At 66.5% G+C, this 14,688-nt stretch carries 15 protein-coding genes, 6 tRNA genes and 1 riboswitch; of the genes, 13 read left to right on the forward strand and 8 right to left on the reverse strand.

Features of this window, described 5'->3' with window-relative positions:
- Positions 1-100 precede the first annotated feature (100 nt).
- A riboswitch (FMN riboswitch) is annotated at positions 101-255 on the reverse strand.
- 58 nt (positions 256-313) lie between these two features.
- The 6 genes from rpe to CXQ91_RS16165 form a co-directional block, all read right to left on the reverse strand.
- Positions 314-1,006, reverse strand: a complete 693-nt coding sequence (gene rpe, locus CXQ91_RS16140) for a ribulose-phosphate 3-epimerase (protein ID WP_104174919.1) — start codon at positions 1,004-1,006, stop codon at positions 314-316.
- Between the two features lie 29 nt (positions 1,007-1,035).
- Positions 1,036-2,637 (reverse strand): RsmB/NOP family class I SAM-dependent RNA methyltransferase, encoded by a 1,602-nt coding sequence (locus CXQ91_RS16145; protein WP_104174920.1) that lies wholly within the window; start codon positions 2,635-2,637, stop codon positions 1,036-1,038.
- Entirely contained in the window at positions 2,634-3,554 is a 921-nt protein-coding gene (gene fmt / locus CXQ91_RS16150) for a methionyl-tRNA formyltransferase (protein WP_104174921.1), read from the reverse strand. The genes CXQ91_RS16145 and fmt overlap by 4 nt, the downstream gene beginning before the upstream one ends.
- The gene (gene def / locus CXQ91_RS16155) at positions 3,551-4,138 is read right to left on the reverse strand and encodes a peptide deformylase (RefSeq protein WP_104174922.1); all 588 of its coding nucleotides are present in this window, start codon (positions 4,136-4,138) and stop codon (positions 3,551-3,553) included. Before def ends, fmt begins: the two co-directional genes overlap by 4 nt.
- Positions 4,139-4,193: 55 nt before the next feature.
- Positions 4,194-5,075 carry a PD-(D/E)XK nuclease family protein gene (locus tag CXQ91_RS16160; RefSeq protein ID WP_104174923.1) on the reverse strand — a complete coding sequence of 294 codons (882 nt, stop codon included), beginning with the start codon at positions 5,073-5,075 and terminating at the stop codon, positions 4,194-4,196.
- Positions 5,076-5,190: 115 nt separating this feature from the next.
- A tRNA-Val gene (locus CXQ91_RS16165) sits at positions 5,191-5,265 on the reverse strand.
- A 284-nt stretch (positions 5,266-5,549) separates the two neighbouring features.
- Here CXQ91_RS16165 and CXQ91_RS16170 point away from each other — a divergent pair.
- From CXQ91_RS16170 to CXQ91_RS16195, 6 genes are all read left to right on the forward strand, one after another.
- Positions 5,550-5,622 (forward strand) — tRNA-Gly (locus tag CXQ91_RS16170).
- A 46-nt stretch (positions 5,623-5,668) separates the two neighbouring features.
- Positions 5,669-5,739: transfer RNA gene (locus tag CXQ91_RS16175), tRNA-Cys, on the forward strand.
- A gap of 42 nt (positions 5,740-5,781) precedes the next feature.
- A tRNA-Val gene (locus tag CXQ91_RS16180) sits at positions 5,782-5,856 on the forward strand.
- Positions 5,857-5,913: 57 nt separating this feature from the next.
- Positions 5,914-5,986: transfer RNA gene (locus tag CXQ91_RS16185), tRNA-Gly, on the forward strand.
- 66 nt (positions 5,987-6,052) lie between these two features.
- Positions 6,053-6,127 (forward strand) — tRNA-Val (locus tag CXQ91_RS16190).
- 183 nt (positions 6,128-6,310) lie between these two features.
- The gene (locus tag CXQ91_RS16195; protein ID WP_104174924.1) at positions 6,311-6,577 is read left to right on the forward strand and encodes an antitoxin; all 267 of its coding nucleotides are present in this window, start codon (positions 6,311-6,313) and stop codon (positions 6,575-6,577) included.
- A gap of 105 nt (positions 6,578-6,682) precedes the next feature.
- On the opposite strand, the gene zapE is transcribed toward CXQ91_RS16195, so the two are convergent.
- Positions 6,683-7,720, reverse strand: coding sequence for a cell division protein ZapE (gene zapE / locus CXQ91_RS16200; RefSeq protein ID WP_104174925.1), 1,038 nt, complete (start codon positions 7,718-7,720; stop codon positions 6,683-6,685).
- Between the two features lie 219 nt (positions 7,721-7,939).
- On the opposite strand from zapE, the gene CXQ91_RS16205 reads away from it, so the two are divergent.
- From CXQ91_RS16205 to ybaK, 3 genes are read left to right on the forward strand one after another with little or no spacing between them, the layout of a single operon-like run.
- Positions 7,940-8,851 carry a sulfurtransferase gene (locus CXQ91_RS16205; protein ID WP_104174926.1) on the forward strand — a complete coding sequence of 304 codons (912 nt, stop codon included), beginning with the start codon at positions 7,940-7,942 and terminating at the stop codon, positions 8,849-8,851.
- A 10-nt stretch (positions 8,852-8,861) separates the two neighbouring features.
- Entirely contained in the window at positions 8,862-9,323 is a 462-nt protein-coding gene (locus CXQ91_RS16210) for a SufE family protein (protein WP_104174927.1), read from the forward strand.
- Between the two features lie 21 nt (positions 9,324-9,344).
- The gene (gene ybaK, locus CXQ91_RS16215) at positions 9,345-9,857 is read left to right on the forward strand and encodes a Cys-tRNA(Pro) deacylase (RefSeq protein ID WP_104174928.1); all 513 of its coding nucleotides are present in this window, start codon (positions 9,345-9,347) and stop codon (positions 9,855-9,857) included.
- Here the strand turns inward: ybaK and CXQ91_RS16220 are convergent.
- Positions 9,841-11,124, reverse strand: coding sequence for a S9 family peptidase (locus CXQ91_RS16220; RefSeq protein ID WP_258074044.1), 1,284 nt, complete (start codon positions 11,122-11,124; stop codon positions 9,841-9,843). The genes ybaK and CXQ91_RS16220 overlap by 17 nt on opposite strands.
- 163 nt (positions 11,125-11,287) lie before the next feature.
- On the opposite strand from CXQ91_RS16220, the gene CXQ91_RS16225 reads away from it, so the two are divergent.
- From CXQ91_RS16225 to CXQ91_RS16240, 4 genes are all read left to right on the forward strand, one after another.
- Positions 11,288-11,779, forward strand: coding sequence for a hypothetical protein (locus CXQ91_RS16225; RefSeq protein ID WP_104174929.1), 492 nt, complete (start codon positions 11,288-11,290; stop codon positions 11,777-11,779).
- A 14-nt stretch (positions 11,780-11,793) separates the two neighbouring features.
- Positions 11,794-12,282 (forward strand): peptide-methionine (R)-S-oxide reductase MsrB, encoded by a 489-nt coding sequence (gene msrB, locus CXQ91_RS16230; protein WP_104174930.1) that lies wholly within the window; start codon positions 11,794-11,796, stop codon positions 12,280-12,282.
- A gap of 234 nt (positions 12,283-12,516) precedes the next feature.
- A complete protein-coding gene (locus CXQ91_RS16235; RefSeq protein ID WP_104174931.1) occupies positions 12,517-13,932 on the forward strand; it encodes a DUF6421 family protein in 1,416 nt (471 codons plus the stop codon).
- Entirely contained in the window at positions 13,929-14,654 is a 726-nt protein-coding gene (locus CXQ91_RS16240; protein WP_104174932.1) for an SDR family oxidoreductase, read from the forward strand. Before CXQ91_RS16235 ends, CXQ91_RS16240 begins: the two co-directional genes overlap by 4 nt.
- Positions 14,655-14,688: the final 34 nt, after the last annotated feature.

A 14,688-nucleotide genomic window follows, 5' to 3' on the forward strand; every position in this document is an offset into this window, starting at 1 on the left:
GTCAAAGCGTTCGTCGTTCCTTCCCTCAAGAACCGCGTTGGCTCCGGGGGTATACGACAGCGCAATACCGCACCGCCCGAAGGGCGCTGCAGTAACAGCTGTACGTGCTTCTCTCATCCAGACTTTAACTGTCGGTACCGGAATTTCACCGGTTCAACCGTCCGCCGGAACAGCTCCTGGATAGGACCTGTGCCGACTCGCGGGTCGCGGACTGTCACCGCCGGTTCGGACTTACACCGACCCCGGAGCACGTATGTGTGTTGTTATTCTGTCACAACTGAATGACTGGTCCTGCTATTCCCGTCAGACTCCGTCATGATTCCGGGACGGCATGCGCCCCGGCCGAAACCGGGCGCGAGCCAGCGGCCCTGAGGCGGTCAATCGCCGTTGCGGGGTCGTCCGCGCCGTACACGGCGGACCCTGCGACGAAGACGTTGGCCCCCGCCTCGGCTGCCCGGACAATCGTCTCCTCGGTGATGCCGCCGTCCACCTGCAGCGCCACGCCGGTGCCGGAACCATCGATTGCTGCCCGGGCCCGCCTGATCTTGGGGAGTGTGAGGTCAAGGAATGACTGGCCGCCGAAACCCGGCTCCACGGTCATGATCAGGAGCAAGTCCAGTTCGGAAAGCATGTCCAGGTACGGCTCCACCGGGGTGCCGGGGCGCAGTGCCATTCCGGCCTTGGCGCCGCGGGCCCGGAGTTCGCGCGCCAGCTTGATGGGCGCGATCGAGGCTTCGACGTGGAACGTCACGGAGGCGACGCCGGCATCGGCGTAGGCGGGTGCCCAGCGGTCGGCGTCGGCGATCATCAGGTGCGCATCCAGCGGCACAGGGCTGACGGCCTGGATGCGCTGGACCACAGGCAGGCCGAGGGTCAGGTTCGGCACAAAGTGGTTGTCCATGACGTCGACATGGACGGCATCGGCATTGCTGATTCTGCGCAGCTCCGCCTCGAGGTTGACGAAGTCGGCGGAGAGGATGCTGGGGTTGATGCAGCACTGAGCCATGTCGGCTCCTTTCACAAAAGGCGGAGGGATCAGGGTTTCTTGTGGATGAGGGCCAGGAACATGGCGTCGGTCCGGTGCACATGGGGCCATAGCTGGGCCGTCAGTTCATGCCCGGCTTCAAGGTGGCCGGGCAGGCTCACCTTGTCCAGGGCGGCGCCGGCGTCTAGCAGTTCGAGGTCATCGCGCTTGCGCAGCGCATCAGTGACGACGGCGGTTGTTTCGGCGGGGTGCGGCGAGCAGGTCACGTAGGCCACCACGCCGCCGGGCCGGACGGCGTCCAGTGCCGACTTGAGCAGTTCGCGCTGGAGGGGGCCAAGGTCCGCGAGGTCCTTGGGGGTGCGCCGCCATCTCGACTCGGGCCGGCGCCGCAGGGCACCGAGCCCGCTGCAAGGGACGTCCACCAGTACGCGGTCGAAAGTCTCCGCCATCTCCGTGCCCACTTCGCGGCCGTCTCCGGTCCGGACATGCCAGACCTCGTGCGGAACCGCGGCAAGTGCCTGCCGTACCAGCTTGGCACGGTGCGGTGCGGGTTCGTTGGCCAGCAGGGTGGCGCCTTGCTCACGGGCGAGGGCTCCCAGCAGTGCCGCCTTGCCGCCCGGTCCGGCGCAGAGGTCCAGCCATTTTTCGCCGGCCTGGCCGGCCGCAAGGTCCGCACGCTCCCCATCGACGGCAGCCAGGTCCACGGCGGCCATGGCGCGGGCCACCAGCTGCGAGCCCACATCCTGGACCCTGGTGCTGCCTTCGCGCACCGACGCCAGCCGGCCGAGGTCTCCTCCACTGGAGAGCGCCGAGCCTTCCACAAGCTCGCCCGCGGTTGCTCCGCCTTCCAGCGCCTCGTCCAGGCTGCCCAGCCCGGGCAGCGCCACGAGGTTCACCACCGGGGCTGCGTTGTCCGCCTCGAGGAGTTCGTTGATTTCGGTGACGGGGCGGCCGTGTGCCACGAGGGACTGCCTCAATGCGCGGACAATCCACTCCGGGTGCGCGTAGCGGATGGAGGCGATCCGGGTCTCGTCCGTCTCGTCGCTGAGGAGCAGCTCCAGCCACTCCTCGAGGGTGTGGGCGGAGACTTTGCGGAGTACCGCGTTGATGAGGGCAGACGGCCCGGCGCCAATGACGGCGCGGGCCAGCCCCACGGTCTGGTCCAGGGCAGCGTGGGCGGGGACGCGCATGGCCAGCAGCTGGTGGGCGCCAATCCGCAGGGCGTCAAGGATGGCGGGGTCCAGCTGGTCAAGCGGGCGGTCGACGCAGCGGGCCAGCACGGCGTCATAGGTCCCCTGGCCGCGCAGGGCCCCGTAGCTCAGCTCCGTGGCGAAACCGGCGTCCCGCTTGTCCAGCCCGTGGTGGCGGATCCGGGCCGGCAGCACGAGGTTCGCGTAGGCTTCGTCCGAGGCGACGGCACGCAGCACTTCAAAAGCCACCAGGCGGGCCGGATCAGCCCGGCGGGTGCGCTGGGAGGGGGCGTTCTCGGTGAAGTTCCGCTTCGGGCCGCGGTTGCGCTCCCGGCCCTGGGCGTCCCGCTGGCTGCCATGGCGGCTGCCGCCGGAGAGCCCTCCGGATTGCCCTCCGCCGCTTGTTTTCCCGTGCCGGGGATCCCTGCCGCGGCTGCTGCCGCCCGTTCCGGACTCACTCATTCGAATACCACGCCTTCCAGTGCAGCTTGTCCGCGCGCCCAATCAGCGGCGGCCATCATCTTTTTGCCCGAGGGCTGTATCCGCGTCAGCTCAACAGGGTGGGATCCCGTCCCTACCAGCACGCTTGTACCGTTCAGCAGCACCTGCCCCGGCTTCAGTTCCGGGCCCTCGGTCCGGAGCGCCACCGGTTCGAGTTTGACACGCTGCCCTTCAAGCGTGGTCCATGCGCCGGGTTCGGGCGTGACGCCGCGCGCCCTGCGCCCAATCGCGAGGGCAGGCTCATGCCAGTCAATCCGGCCGTCATCGATGCCCAGTTTGGGCGCCAGGGACACGTCCCCCGCCTGGGGGACGGCTGCCGCCCGCCCGGACTCAATTGCAGAAAGAGTCTGGGCCAGCAGGACCGCGCCGCTGTGCGAGAGGCGTTCCAGGAGATCACCGGCAGTGTCCTCCGGGCGGACGGCCTCGGTGAGGGTGCCGAACACCGGGCCGGTGTCCAGCCCTTCCTCGAGGAGGAACGTGACAGCGCCGGTGATGTCATCGCCGGCCATGACGGCGCGCTGCACCGGCGCGGCGCCGCGCCATGCGGGCAGCAGGGAGAAGTGCAGGTTGATCCAGCCGTGCCGTGGAACGTCCAGGGCCGCGCGCGGGATCAGGCCGCCGTACGCCACGATCGCCGCGACATCCGGCGCGACTGCGGCGATCCTTGCCGTGACGTCCGCATCCACTTTGGCCGCGTGGATCACTTCAATACCCAGTTCGGCGGCGCGGGCGGCAACGGGCGACGGCGTCAGCACGCGTTTGCGTCCAATCGGCGCATCCGGCCGGGTCAGGACGGCAACGACGTCAAACCCTGCCTGTACCAATGCGTCGAGGGACGGTACTGCGACAGCCGGGGTGCCGGCAAAGAGTACCCTCACTCGCCGGCGCCAAAACTGCCGCTGCCAAAACTGCCGCCACCGAAGCTGGAGCCCACCGTCTTCGCCCGCTTCGACGTCGTCTTTTCGGTGATGGCGTCGTAGTTGGCATTGCGGATGGAGCGCAGCGCGGCCTTGCGGTCTTCGCCTTCGAGCCTGTCGGTGAAGAGAATGCCGTCGAGGTGGTCCGTTTCATGCTGGAAGCAGCGGGCAAGCATGCCCTCGCCGTCCACGGAGACGGGGTTACCGTGCAGGTCGACGCCGGTAACGCGGGTGGCCCGGCGGCGGCGGACAGGGAAGCCAAGGCCCGGGATGGACAGGCAGCCTTCCACCTCATCGGGCTGGAAGTCGTCGCTGTTCTCCAGCACGGGGTTGATGATGTGGCCCTCCACGCCGCCGATGCGGTAGGTGAAAACCCTCTTGCTGACCCCGACCTGCGGCGCGGCCAGGCCTGCGCCGTCGACGTCCTCCATGGTTTCTGTCATGTCGGCAACCAGTTTTGCGAGTTCCGGCCCGAATTCCGTCACGGGATCGGCCACTGTGCGCAGCACGGGGTCGCCGATGATGCGGATATTCAAAATGGCCATGTGCAATCTGTCCTTCGGTGGGCGCTACGGGATCCAGTCCAGTTTAGTTGGCCCGCTACCTTCCGGGCACAGCCTGCAGCGCGGGCGCTGGCACGGGCAGCGACGGCGGCGCCACCGGAAGCAGTGCTGTGCCGGCGCCGATTGTGTCGGCAGACATCTCCCAGACCCGGCGAAGGGAGCAGAACTTCCACCAGTGGTGCTTGAGCACATCCGGGTTGGCCCGCATCGGCCGGACCTCAGTTTCGCCCACGGCTACCGCCAGCAGCACCGGGGAATCACCGTGCTTCCACGGCTCCCACTCCCCCGCGACGGGATCAACCAGGCTTTCCTCGGCTTTCATCCCTGCCACCAGCTGCATCACCACTTTGTCGTCCAGCGGCTTGACGGTGCCGTCGCGGGTGGTGCCCTTGGTCTTGTAGTCGATGATGCAGGTCCTGCCGTTGATCTTTGCCACAAGGTCAAGGGTGCCCGCATAGCCCACTGTCTTGTTCCAGACCGTGACTTCCGGTGCGATGGGCTCCACACCAAAGAGTTCCCACCACTCATCGAAGCGGGCAGCAAAGGCTTCCTCGCCGTTGGCTGCCAGCGCCTCCCGCATTTCCTTCATCTGGTGGGGCCGGCCGAGGGCCCTGAGCGCAACCTGTTCGCAGTAGTTGTGCACCCGGTCCCCGCGCTTCGCGGCGTCGTCGCGATAGGTTTCTGCGGCTTTGGCTGCCCTGCTGACCGCCTGGCGGACCTTGCCCGGACTTCCCAGGATGGCGGGGAGCGCCGGATCGTTGGCAAGGCTGTTCGCCCCCATGTACCCGAACCAGCCGTCAAGGCCGTGCGGCTGCTGGCCGATGACCGTCGTAATGGACGGAACGGAGAAAGCGTCGGACGTCGAGCGTGCATACATCCGCCCGTATTCCGTGGCGTGGGCAAGGAGTGGATCAGTCATGCAAATACTCTTTCATGAAGGGCTGACAGGAATACGTGCGTGAAGTGCTGACGGGACCAGGCCGCCCAAAAGCGAAATGGCCCGTTCCGCTGATTCAGCGGAACGGGCCATTCATTGGTGGGCGATACTGGGTTCGAACCAGTGACCTCTTCGGTGTGAACGAAGCGCGCTACCACTGCGCCAATCGCCCCAATGCCATTGAATGCTAGCCCACCCTGGCGGCATTTGGAAATCGGGCCGTTCCACGCCGGCGCAGCGTCCGATTGCGTCGCCTAGGCATGAATGACACCGGTCGGAGCGCCCGCCCAAATTACACACCTGTAATTAGTAAAATCCGCTAGATTTCAAGGAAGCGGAGCCATCGGGCGCTTGTGACGCCGTCCCGATTTGTAAGTTCCCTGAACCTCCTATAGAGTTCTTACTCGTTGGAAAGCGAGGAAATGCCGAATGCGGCACGGAAATGCTGACAATAATGCGGACGTAGCTCAGCTGGTAGAGCACCACCTTGCCAAGGTGGATGTCGCGAGTTCGAATCTCGTCGTCCGCTCGCAGGACACTGTCAAGGCAAAGATTCCCCGGAATCTGGCTTACACGGTGGGTTGGCCGAGAGGCGAGGCAGCGGCCTGCAAAGCCGTATACACGGGTTCGAATCCCGTACCCACCTCGGTGAAAACCTTGGTTTCCGGTTAATCCCGGAGAAATTTTTGGGCGATTGGCGCAGCGGTAGCGCGCTTCCCTGACACGGAAGAGGTCACTGGTTCGATCCCAGTATCGCCCACCAGAGCAAGGCAACTTGCTTGTTGTTGTACGGCCGGTCGCACCGGTATGTGCTTCATGTGCGGACGTAGCTCAGCTGGTAGAGCACCACCTTGCCAAGGTGGATGTCGCGAGTTCGAATCTCGTCGTCCGCTCTCTTTTCTTTAATGACGCAACACTCCCGGCCCAGCCGGGTGTTCCCGCCGGATTCTTCCGGGCGCGGGCGATTGGCGCAGCGGTAGCGCGCTTCCCTGACACGGAAGAGGTCACTGGTTCGATCCCAGTATCGCCCACCACGAAGCAGCTCCCAGGAGCTGCTTTTTTGTTGCCCGAATGCGCCGGCCGGCCCCTGATAGGGCATCAAGACCCTAGACAAACACCGGCGCGCACCCCCGGCCCTGCCCTTGGCACACCCAGGGTCTGGGGCTAGGATCGAATGCGGAGGAGCGATCTGGCTCCGCGACAGAAGGGAGGTGCCCGTGGGTATTCTTGACGATCTGAAGGGCAAGGCTCAGCGACTGGTCGGTGGCAATGAACAGGCCATCAAGGACGGCATCGGCAAAGCCGGTGATTTCATCGACTCAAAGACCGGCGGAAAGTACGCCGATAAGATCGATACCGTCCAGAAGGGCGCAACCGGCCTCGTGGACAAGGTCGACCCGAAGCCGGACACGGCTCCTGTCGAAGAACCTCCCGTCGCCGGAGAGCCACCTGTAGCCGGGGAACCCCGGCAGCAGGGCCTCTAACCCAGGAACGTCAGCGAGGTGCCGGTCCCGCCGTGAGGCGGCGCCGGCGCCTTTGGCGTTTAAAGGAGGTGCCTAGGCGCGGCGTTTGGCGGCCGCGTTCAACGGCTAGGACGGTTCGTGGTTCTGCCCCTCGCGGGCCAGTGCCGTCAGCCGGGAAACCGCCCGGTAATACTTCTTGGTGTAGCCGCCGGTCATCATATCGTCGGTGAAGAGCTGGTCGAAGGGGACGCCGCTGGCAAGGATGGGCACATCCTTGTCGTAGAGCCGGTCCGCCAGCACCACGAACCGCAGGGCAACAGCCTGCTCGGTAATGGTTTCGACGTCACGCCACACCACGCCTTCGATCCCGGCCAGGAGCTGCCGGTACCGGCTGGGGTGGACACCCGCAAGATGGTTGATCAGGGTCTTGAAGTCATCCCGGGCCACCGTCTTGCCGTGGAACTCCGCCTGCATGTGGTGCGTCAGGTCCTCGTTCTTCAGGGGAGCCGGCGCTGCCGGGAGTCCGCGGTGGCGGAAATCCTCGCCGTCGATCCTGACGACGTCGAACTGGTCTGCCAGCACCTGGATCTCGCGCTGGAAGTCGACGGCGGCGAACCGTCCGTCGCCGAGCGATCCGGGAAGCGTGTTCGAGGTCGCGGCGAGCTTGACGCCGGCGTCGGCCAGTTCCCGCATCAGCCGGGACATCAGGACTGTGTCGCCCGGATCGTCGAGCTCGAACTCATCGATGCACACCAGCTTGTAGTGGCTGAGCGCTTCCACCGTCTTGCGGAACGAGAGCGCGCCCACGAGGTTGGTGTATTCAACGAACGTGCCGAAAGCCTTGGGGCCGGGGGACGCATGCCACAGGGACGCCAGCAGGTGGGTCTTGCCCACGCCGAAGCCGCCGTCGAGGTAGATCCCGGCACGGGAATTGTCCTTCTTCGCAAAAAACTTCTTGAAGAGACCGGAGCTGCCGTTGGCGCCAACGCCTGTTGCGAACGACTCCAGCGCAGTCACTGCACCGGCCTGGCTCGGCTGCGAGGAGTCCGGCCGGTAACTGGCGAAGGAAACCTCCCCGAAGCGCGGCGAGGGATAGAAACCCTTGAGGAGTTCATCCACGGAAACCGCCGGTGTCCGCGCGGAGAGCTGTTCGATCTGTACCAAGGTGGTCCGTTCTGCTGGTCTCGTGTCCCCAGAAAGGATACCGGCAATGCGGCGCCGGGTTCATTGGGCGGACAGCCCACGTGACGAAGGCCATATTTCCCTCTGTGAACGCAGGGGCGCAATACTTCCGGCCCGTGGCTAGTGTTGGAACTGGCCCGGCCGCAGCGACGCCTCCCGGTGGCACGGGTCCCCTGACCGTTTCAGTGAAAGGCCATCTCAATGTCCTACCCAGTTGAACAGAACGACAAGTTCTCCGCCTACGCGTCCCCCGAGCGTCTCGTTTCCACCGAGTGGCTCGCGGCAGCCCTCGACGGCGGCGCCCTGGCCGACGGCAAGCTTGTGGTGGTGGAGTCCGATGAAGATGTTCTGCTCTACGAAACCGGCCACATCCCGGGGTCCGTCAAGATCGACTGGCACACCGACCTGAACGACGAGGTCACCCGTGACTACGTTGACGGCAAGGCATTTGCGGCCCTGGCGGCGGCGAAGGGCATTTCACGCGACAGCACCGTGGTGATCTACGGTGACAAGTCCAACTGGTGGGCTGCCTATGCACTGTGGGTTTTCACCCTGTTCGGCCACGAGGACGTCCGGCTGCTCGACGGCGGCCGGGACAAGTGGATCGCCGAAGGCCGTGCCCTCACCACCGACGTTACGGTCCCCTCCCCTGCCGAATACCCCGAGGTGGAGCGCAACGATGCCCCCATCCGCGCCTTCAAGGAAGACGTGCTGGCGCACTTCGGCAAGCCGCTGATCGACGTCCGCTCCCCCGAGGAATACACGGGCCAGCGCACCCACATGCCTGCCTACCCCGAGGAAGGCGCCCTGCGCGGCGGCCACATCCCCACGGCGGCGTCGATTCCCTGGGCCCGCGCGGCTGCCGAGGACGGCACCTACCGGAACCGCGGCGAACTGGAAGCCCTCTACCTCGGCGAAGCCGGCCTCAAGGCGGGCGACGACGTCGTGGCGTACTGCCGCATCGGCGAGCGTTCCAGCCACACCTGGTTCGCCCTGAAGTACCTGCTGGGCTTCGACACCGTGCGTAACTATGACGGCTCGTGGACCGAGTGGGGCAACGCCGTCCGCGTGCCAATCGCCAAGGGCGCCGAGCGCGGCACGGTACCGGCGTAAACTGGACTCGATGAGTAACCAAGCCCTTCCCGCCGCACTGGCGGAAATAGTTGACGACTTCCAGGCCCTTACCGAACCCGAGCGGCTGCAATTGCTGCTGGAGTTCTCGCAGGGGCTCCCTGAGCTTCCGGACCGGTTGAAGGACCACCCGGAACTGCTGGAGCAGGTCGTGGAATGCCAGTCGCCCTTGTTCCTGACCATTGAGACGGAACGGCAGGCTGCCGGTTCTCCGGAGAGCGTAAGGCTGTTCTTCAAGGCCCCGCCGGAAGCACCCACCACCCGCGGCTTCGCAGGTGTCCTGCATGAGGGTCTCGACGGCCTGACGGCCCCGGAGATCCTGGCGGTGCCGGATGACATGCCCGAGCTCCTGGGGCTCACGCGTGCCATCACTCCCCTGCGCATGCGGGGAATGACGGCCATGCTGGGTCGGATCAAGCGCAAGGTCGCTGCCTCCGCCGCACTGAAAGCCTGAGCCGGAAGGCCCAGGCACCGCGTGGCGCGCAAACAGGTTTCCCAGGGAACGCCGGCTACAGCAGCACTCGCGGCAGCCGGCGTTCCCTTCGTGGTGCATCCGTACGTCCACGATCCCTCGGCCGCCAGCTACGGCATGGAGGCCGCCGAGGTACTGGGCGTGGATCCCGCCAAGGTCTTTAAGACGCTCATGGTGGAGGTCGACGGCAGGCTCGCGGTGGGGATCGTCCCGGTCAACGGAAACCTTGACCTGAAAGCCATAGCTGCTGCGCTCGGCGGCAAGAAGGCCGCCATGGCGGATCCGGCCACAGCCCAGCGCAGGACCGGCTATGTGCTGGGCGGGATTTCGCCGCTGGGACAGCGCCAGCCGTCCCCCACGGTCCTGGATGAGAGCGCCCTGGGCCAGGACAGCATCCTGGTCTCCGGCGGCCGGCGCGGCCTGGACATCGAACTGGGTCCGGACCACCTGGTGCGGCTCACCGGTGCAGTCACGGCCCGCATTAGCACCGGGCCGAAAGCTACTCCGGACCGTTAGCGGCAGGGCCGGCGGTTGTCCCCGGGGCGTCCGTTGCGGGGCGCGGTCCGGCGTCATCCCGCTCCCGGGAGCGGGAACCCGGATTGGCCCGCGGGGCCAGCTGCCGCCGCAGCCACGCGGTGACCAGGCCTTCCCAACGCTCCGGATCGACGTTCCATTCCTTGGTGTGCCGGGCGTCCCGGAAGGTCTCGAAGGTGACCATCTCCGGGTTTTTCTCCGCGATGGTTGCTGACGGTCCGTAGGGGACATATTCGTCGTCGACGCTGTGCAGGATCAGCGTGGGGGTCCTGAGCTCCACGGCCCGGGAGATCCAGTCCATCGACTTCAGGTCCACCGGTGCCGCCAGCCCGGTCAGGCGGCGGCCCAGCCGGTGGCTCATCATCAGCTGCCCGTAGCGTCCCACCGCGGACGGGATGCGGTTCAGCTGCGCATGGTGCGCCAGGACGTTGACCCAGTCCACCACCGGTGCGTCCAGCACCATGGCCCGGATCCGTTGGTGGTGCCGGGAGAGGTCGGCCGTCTGCAAACAGATCGCGCCTCCCATGGACCAGCCAAACAGCACTACTTCCTTTGCGCCGTTGGCGACGGCGAAACTGATCGCTGCCTCGACGTCGCGCCATTCGGTGGAGCCCAGGCCGTAGCGCCCGTCGGGGGCCGACGGCGCCAGGCCGTCGTTGCGGTAGGAGATCACCAGGCTTGTCATGCCGAGCTCCTGCGCCGGGCGCAGGGCGCGCAGGCATTCCTGACGGCTGGCGCCGCGGCCGTGGACCATGATCGCCCAGATGTCCGACGACGGCGCCCCGCGCACCAGCCAGGCCGGCGCGGTCCCGCCTTCGACGTCGATCTGTACATCCTCGGCGGACAGTCCGATGGAAGCCGCATCCGGGTAGGCGGCGCCGCTCCAGTAGCCGCGGCGGGCGGTGGTGAGGTCTCCGGCATAGACCGCTTCGACTTCGCGCAGAACGGTGCGTTCCGCAGGTGAATACGAAATGATCCGGCCGATCCGCGCGTGGCCGCGGCCGCCGTCGAAAAAAAGCCCGTAGACGCCTTGCACGGTGGCGTCGTCTGTCGCGGCAAGGATGACCTGGAGGCCGCCGGCGGCACGGATGACAGCCAGTACCTCCTGGTTCTCGTCCCGGACCCGCACCGGAGTGATAACCCGCCTGGCGAAGTACAGGGCGAGCGCCGAGGATCCGGCACCCAGCAGGCCGGCGGCGGCACCTCCTGCGATGACGCCGCCCAGGGCCCACTTGGCGCTCGAGGACATGCCGGCTTCAGTGGGGACCGGGACCTTGCCCGTTGCCAGGGGCGGATTCGCTGTGTTGGCCGGGCGCAGCCCCGGAATGGATGCCATGGATCCATTCTTACTGCTGCGGGCCCTCGCGGACGAAATTCGTGCGGGAAGGTCAGGCCGGGACTAGGCTGAGGACATGAGCGATCCAATCGTCATTCTGACAGAAGAGCCGCTGGGTGCGGACGACCGCGTGAACATCGAACGCCTGGTGGACGGGGGTGACGCGCCACTGGTCGTGCTGGTGCCGGCCAACACCGAACGGCACCTCCTGGTGGACTTCCTCGAAAACCTGTCCCTGCTGGACGTCGCGAAGGCCTTCCGGGAGCTGACCTCGCATTCCCCGGACCCTGCATCAGAACGGGCCGCCGCCGCCGAGACCCTGGCGGTGTCGCTCAACGCGCTGGCCGGGATCGGCAGCGGGGTCACCGGCGAAGTGGTGGACGGTGGCGCCGTCCAGGGCCTGGTGGCCAAGGTCAAGGAACTCGGAGCGGGCCAGGCTGTCGTTATTACCCGCCCGCACGCCATCGCGGACACCTTCCACACCGACTGGGCCAACAAGGCCCAGGACCAGCTGGGACTGCCCGTGCTGCACCTGTACGCAGGTTCGGGATTTATCGGGGACTCCTGAGCGTTATTGAAGCTATGAGCATCTTTAGCAACAGGCCAAAAGTCGCGCCCGTCCCGTCCCCCGGCGCCGCACCCGGAACCGAAAACGCCACCCCGCCGGTTGAAAAGACAGACGAGGAATGGCGCCGGGAGCTAACTCCGGAGGAGTACCGGGTGCTCCGCCAGGCCGGGACCGAGCGTCCCTACACCGGCGAATACTGGGATACCCACACGGCGGGTGTCTACAACTGCCGCGCCTGCGGTGCGGAACTGTTCACCAGCAATGAAAAGTTCGATTCCCACTGTGGCTGGCCGTCATTCTGGGCCCCGCTTGCAGACGGCACCGTCCGCTACATCCATGACCGCACCATGGGCATGGACCGGGTGGAGGTCCGCTGTGCCAACTGCGATTCCCATCTCGGCCACGTGTTCGAGGGCGAGGGTTACGGCACCCCCACGGACCAGCGCTTCTGCATCAACTCCGTCTCGCTGAAGCTGGTTTCGACGGACGACTCCGCCAAGTAGCCCGTTCCGCCCCGGCGCCCGCGCGGTGGCCAGCCGCGCAGCGGGCCACCGCCAGGCTCCCCATGAGGCTAGCGCCGGGACAGGCAGCCACGCCCACCGCTGTAGCTGGGGCGGGCTTGCTGAGCCATTTGCCCAAGACTTACTTATGCTCAGGCATATTTTGCATTAGAAGATCTGTTTGCTTGCTACGCTCGCCGTAGAAGCTCCAAGCAACCAGAAAGGCGATCGCCGACGATGACTACGACCGCTCTCACCGCAGCCGCCCCGCTCACCGAAAACCACCCCGAGTGGGTGCGGCTCAAGGCCGCCGCCACCGCCCTGCAGGCCCTCCAGACCCAGGACGGTTCGGTGCCCGACGCCGCTGACCATGCGGCCGCCGCCGGACACGTCGGCACCATCACCGCAGCGGTGGAGGCACTCTCCCCTGAGTTCCCGCACGACGCCCGGTACCTCGAACTCCTCGTCCGCGACTTCGGCCGGTGGGCCGCCGGCGGCTTCGGCGTCCCGGATTTCCTGGATTCGCTGCTCGCCTTCCAGCCGCAGCAGCACCGGATCAACGGACTGCGGCACCTGGTGGTTTTCCCCATGTACACGCAGAACGGCAGCAGCAGCCGCCTCGTCGAGGCCGTCCTCATCGAGGTCATCTGGCCGGAGTTCATTGCCGGCCTCGAGGAGGGCGAATACTCCAACAAGCTGTTCGTTCCGATCCGGTTCCTGGACTTCACCCCGGGCTACAACACCAACTCGGCCGTGCTGTTCCCGGAAACCGTCGCGGTCCGGGAAACGCCCACCTTCACGTGGGGCGCCATCTTCGCGGACCGCGAGGCCGCCCGCTTCCGCCGGGTCCTCCGGGCGGCCGCCGACATCACCCGCCTGGCACTGCCGGCCGAAGCCGCGGAACTCCTCGAAAACCAGGAACTCACCCAGGAAACGTTCGTGATGTGGGACCTCATCCACGACCGCACGCACATGCGCGGCGACCTGCCCTTCGATCCCTTCATGATCAAGCAGCGCATGCCCTTCTTCCTGTACTCCCTGGAGGAACTCCGCTGCGACCTGACGGCCTTCCGGGAATCCGTGAAGATCGAAAAGGACGAAGACGCCGATCCGGAAGCACGCCGGCACGCCAAGCTGGTCCAGTACGCCGTCATCTTCGACCGGATCTTCCGCTTTGCCATCACCGGCAGCCGGGTCCGCAATTATGACGGCCTCGGCGGACAGCTGCTGTTCGCCTGGATGCACCAGCACCGTGTCCTGCACTGGACCGACAGCAAGCTCAGCATCGACTGGGACGAGGCCGCGGACGTGGTGGTCGGGCTCGGCGCCCGGATCGAGGAGCTGTACTGGCGCTCGATCGACCGCCCCAAGGCTGCCCACTGGCTCGCGGCCTATGAGCTGATTTCCGGGACAGTCACACCCCACCCGGCCTCCGTCTGGGCCAAGGGTCCGGCTGCCCTCCCGCTGGACGGACCGCCGCGCGGCCTCACGGACCAGGTGCTCGACGACGAATTCCCGCTGTCCATGTTCTACGAGGCACTCGAAAAGAAGATGCGCCCGGTCATCGAATCCACGGCCGGCATCACAGGGACGTCGGACACCGGAGCAGCGACGAACGACGGCGGCTCCACCCGGGCACTGAACGCCGGATGAGTGCCGGACGCCCATTGAACGTTGTGGTCACCGGCGGCAGCGGACCGTCCGGGATCGCCACGGCACGTGCATTGCGCGAGGCCGGCCATACGGTCTTCACGGTCGGTTCGGACGCCCCCCGGATCGCGGCCGCCGCTGCGGAGGCGGGTGACGGCGTCGTTCCGCTGACCTGCGACCTCGCCAGCCTGGCGGATGTCAGGGCACTGCACGCCACGATTGCCGGCAGGGTCGGAAGGGTCGACGGCGTCATCCACCTTGTGGGCGGCTGGCGCGGCGCCAGCGGCATCACGGACCAGACTGACGAGGACTGGGACTTCCTGGAACGTGGCGCCATCACCACCGTGAGGAATGTGACGCGGGTGTTCTACGACGACCTCGCGGCCTCCGACGCCGGCCGTTTTGCCATGGTCACCTCCACGGCAGTAGCCACCCCGACGGCGGCCGGCGCCAGCTACGTTGCGGCCAAGGCCGCCGCCGAAGCCTGGACCCTGGCGGTGGCCGAGGGCTTCAGCACGGAACCGCACAGCGGCAGCGGCGAACAGCACAGCGCCGCGGTCATCTTTGTCGTCAAAGGCCTCATGGACCCCGGAATGCGCGCGAAGTCCCCCGGCCGCAGCTTCCCCGGCTATACCGACGTTGCGGACCTGGCCGCCGCCGCCGTCGGACTCTTCACCGCCTCCGCGGCGGAACTGAACGGCCAGCGGCTGCTCCTTAGCCGTTGACCGCGGACATCCCTAGACTGAAAGCGTGACCAAA

Origin of the sequence: Arthrobacter sp. Y81, assembly GCF_002929335.1 — a bacterium.
Taxonomy (GTDB): domain Bacteria; phylum Actinomycetota; class Actinomycetes; order Actinomycetales; family Micrococcaceae; genus Arthrobacter.

Excerpts from the sequence above, each read along its gene's own strand:
- rpe (WP_104174919.1), bottom strand. The coding sequence starts at position 1,006 with ATGGCTCAGTGCTGCATCAACCCCAGCATCCTCTCCGCCGACTTCGTC.
- CXQ91_RS16145 (WP_104174920.1), bottom strand. The coding sequence starts at position 2,637 with ATGAGTGAGTCCGGAACGGGCGGCAGCAGCCGCGGCAGGGATCCCCGG.
- def (WP_104174922.1), bottom strand. The coding sequence starts at position 4,138 with ATGGCCATTTTGAATATCCGCATCATCGGCGACCCCGTGCTGCGCACA.
- CXQ91_RS16160 (WP_104174923.1), bottom strand. The coding sequence starts at position 5,075 with ATGACTGATCCACTCCTTGCCCACGCCACGGAATACGGGCGGATGTAT.
- CXQ91_RS16205 (WP_104174926.1), top strand. The coding sequence starts at position 7,940 with ATGTCCTACCCAGTTGAACAGAACGACAAGTTCTCCGCCTACGCGTCC.
- CXQ91_RS16210 (WP_104174927.1), top strand. The coding sequence starts at position 8,862 with ATGAGTAACCAAGCCCTTCCCGCCGCACTGGCGGAAATAGTTGACGAC.
- CXQ91_RS16220 (WP_258074044.1), bottom strand. The coding sequence starts at position 11,124 with ATGTCCTCGAGCGCCAAGTGGGCCCTGGGCGGCGTCATCGCAGGAGGT.
- CXQ91_RS16225 (WP_104174929.1), top strand. The coding sequence starts at position 11,288 with ATGAGCGATCCAATCGTCATTCTGACAGAAGAGCCGCTGGGTGCGGAC.
- msrB (WP_104174930.1), top strand. The coding sequence starts at position 11,794 with ATGAGCATCTTTAGCAACAGGCCAAAAGTCGCGCCCGTCCCGTCCCCC.
- CXQ91_RS16235 (WP_104174931.1), top strand. The coding sequence starts at position 12,517 with ATGACTACGACCGCTCTCACCGCAGCCGCCCCGCTCACCGAAAACCAC.
- CXQ91_RS16240 (WP_104174932.1), top strand. The coding sequence starts at position 13,929 with ATGAGTGCCGGACGCCCATTGAACGTTGTGGTCACCGGCGGCAGCGGA.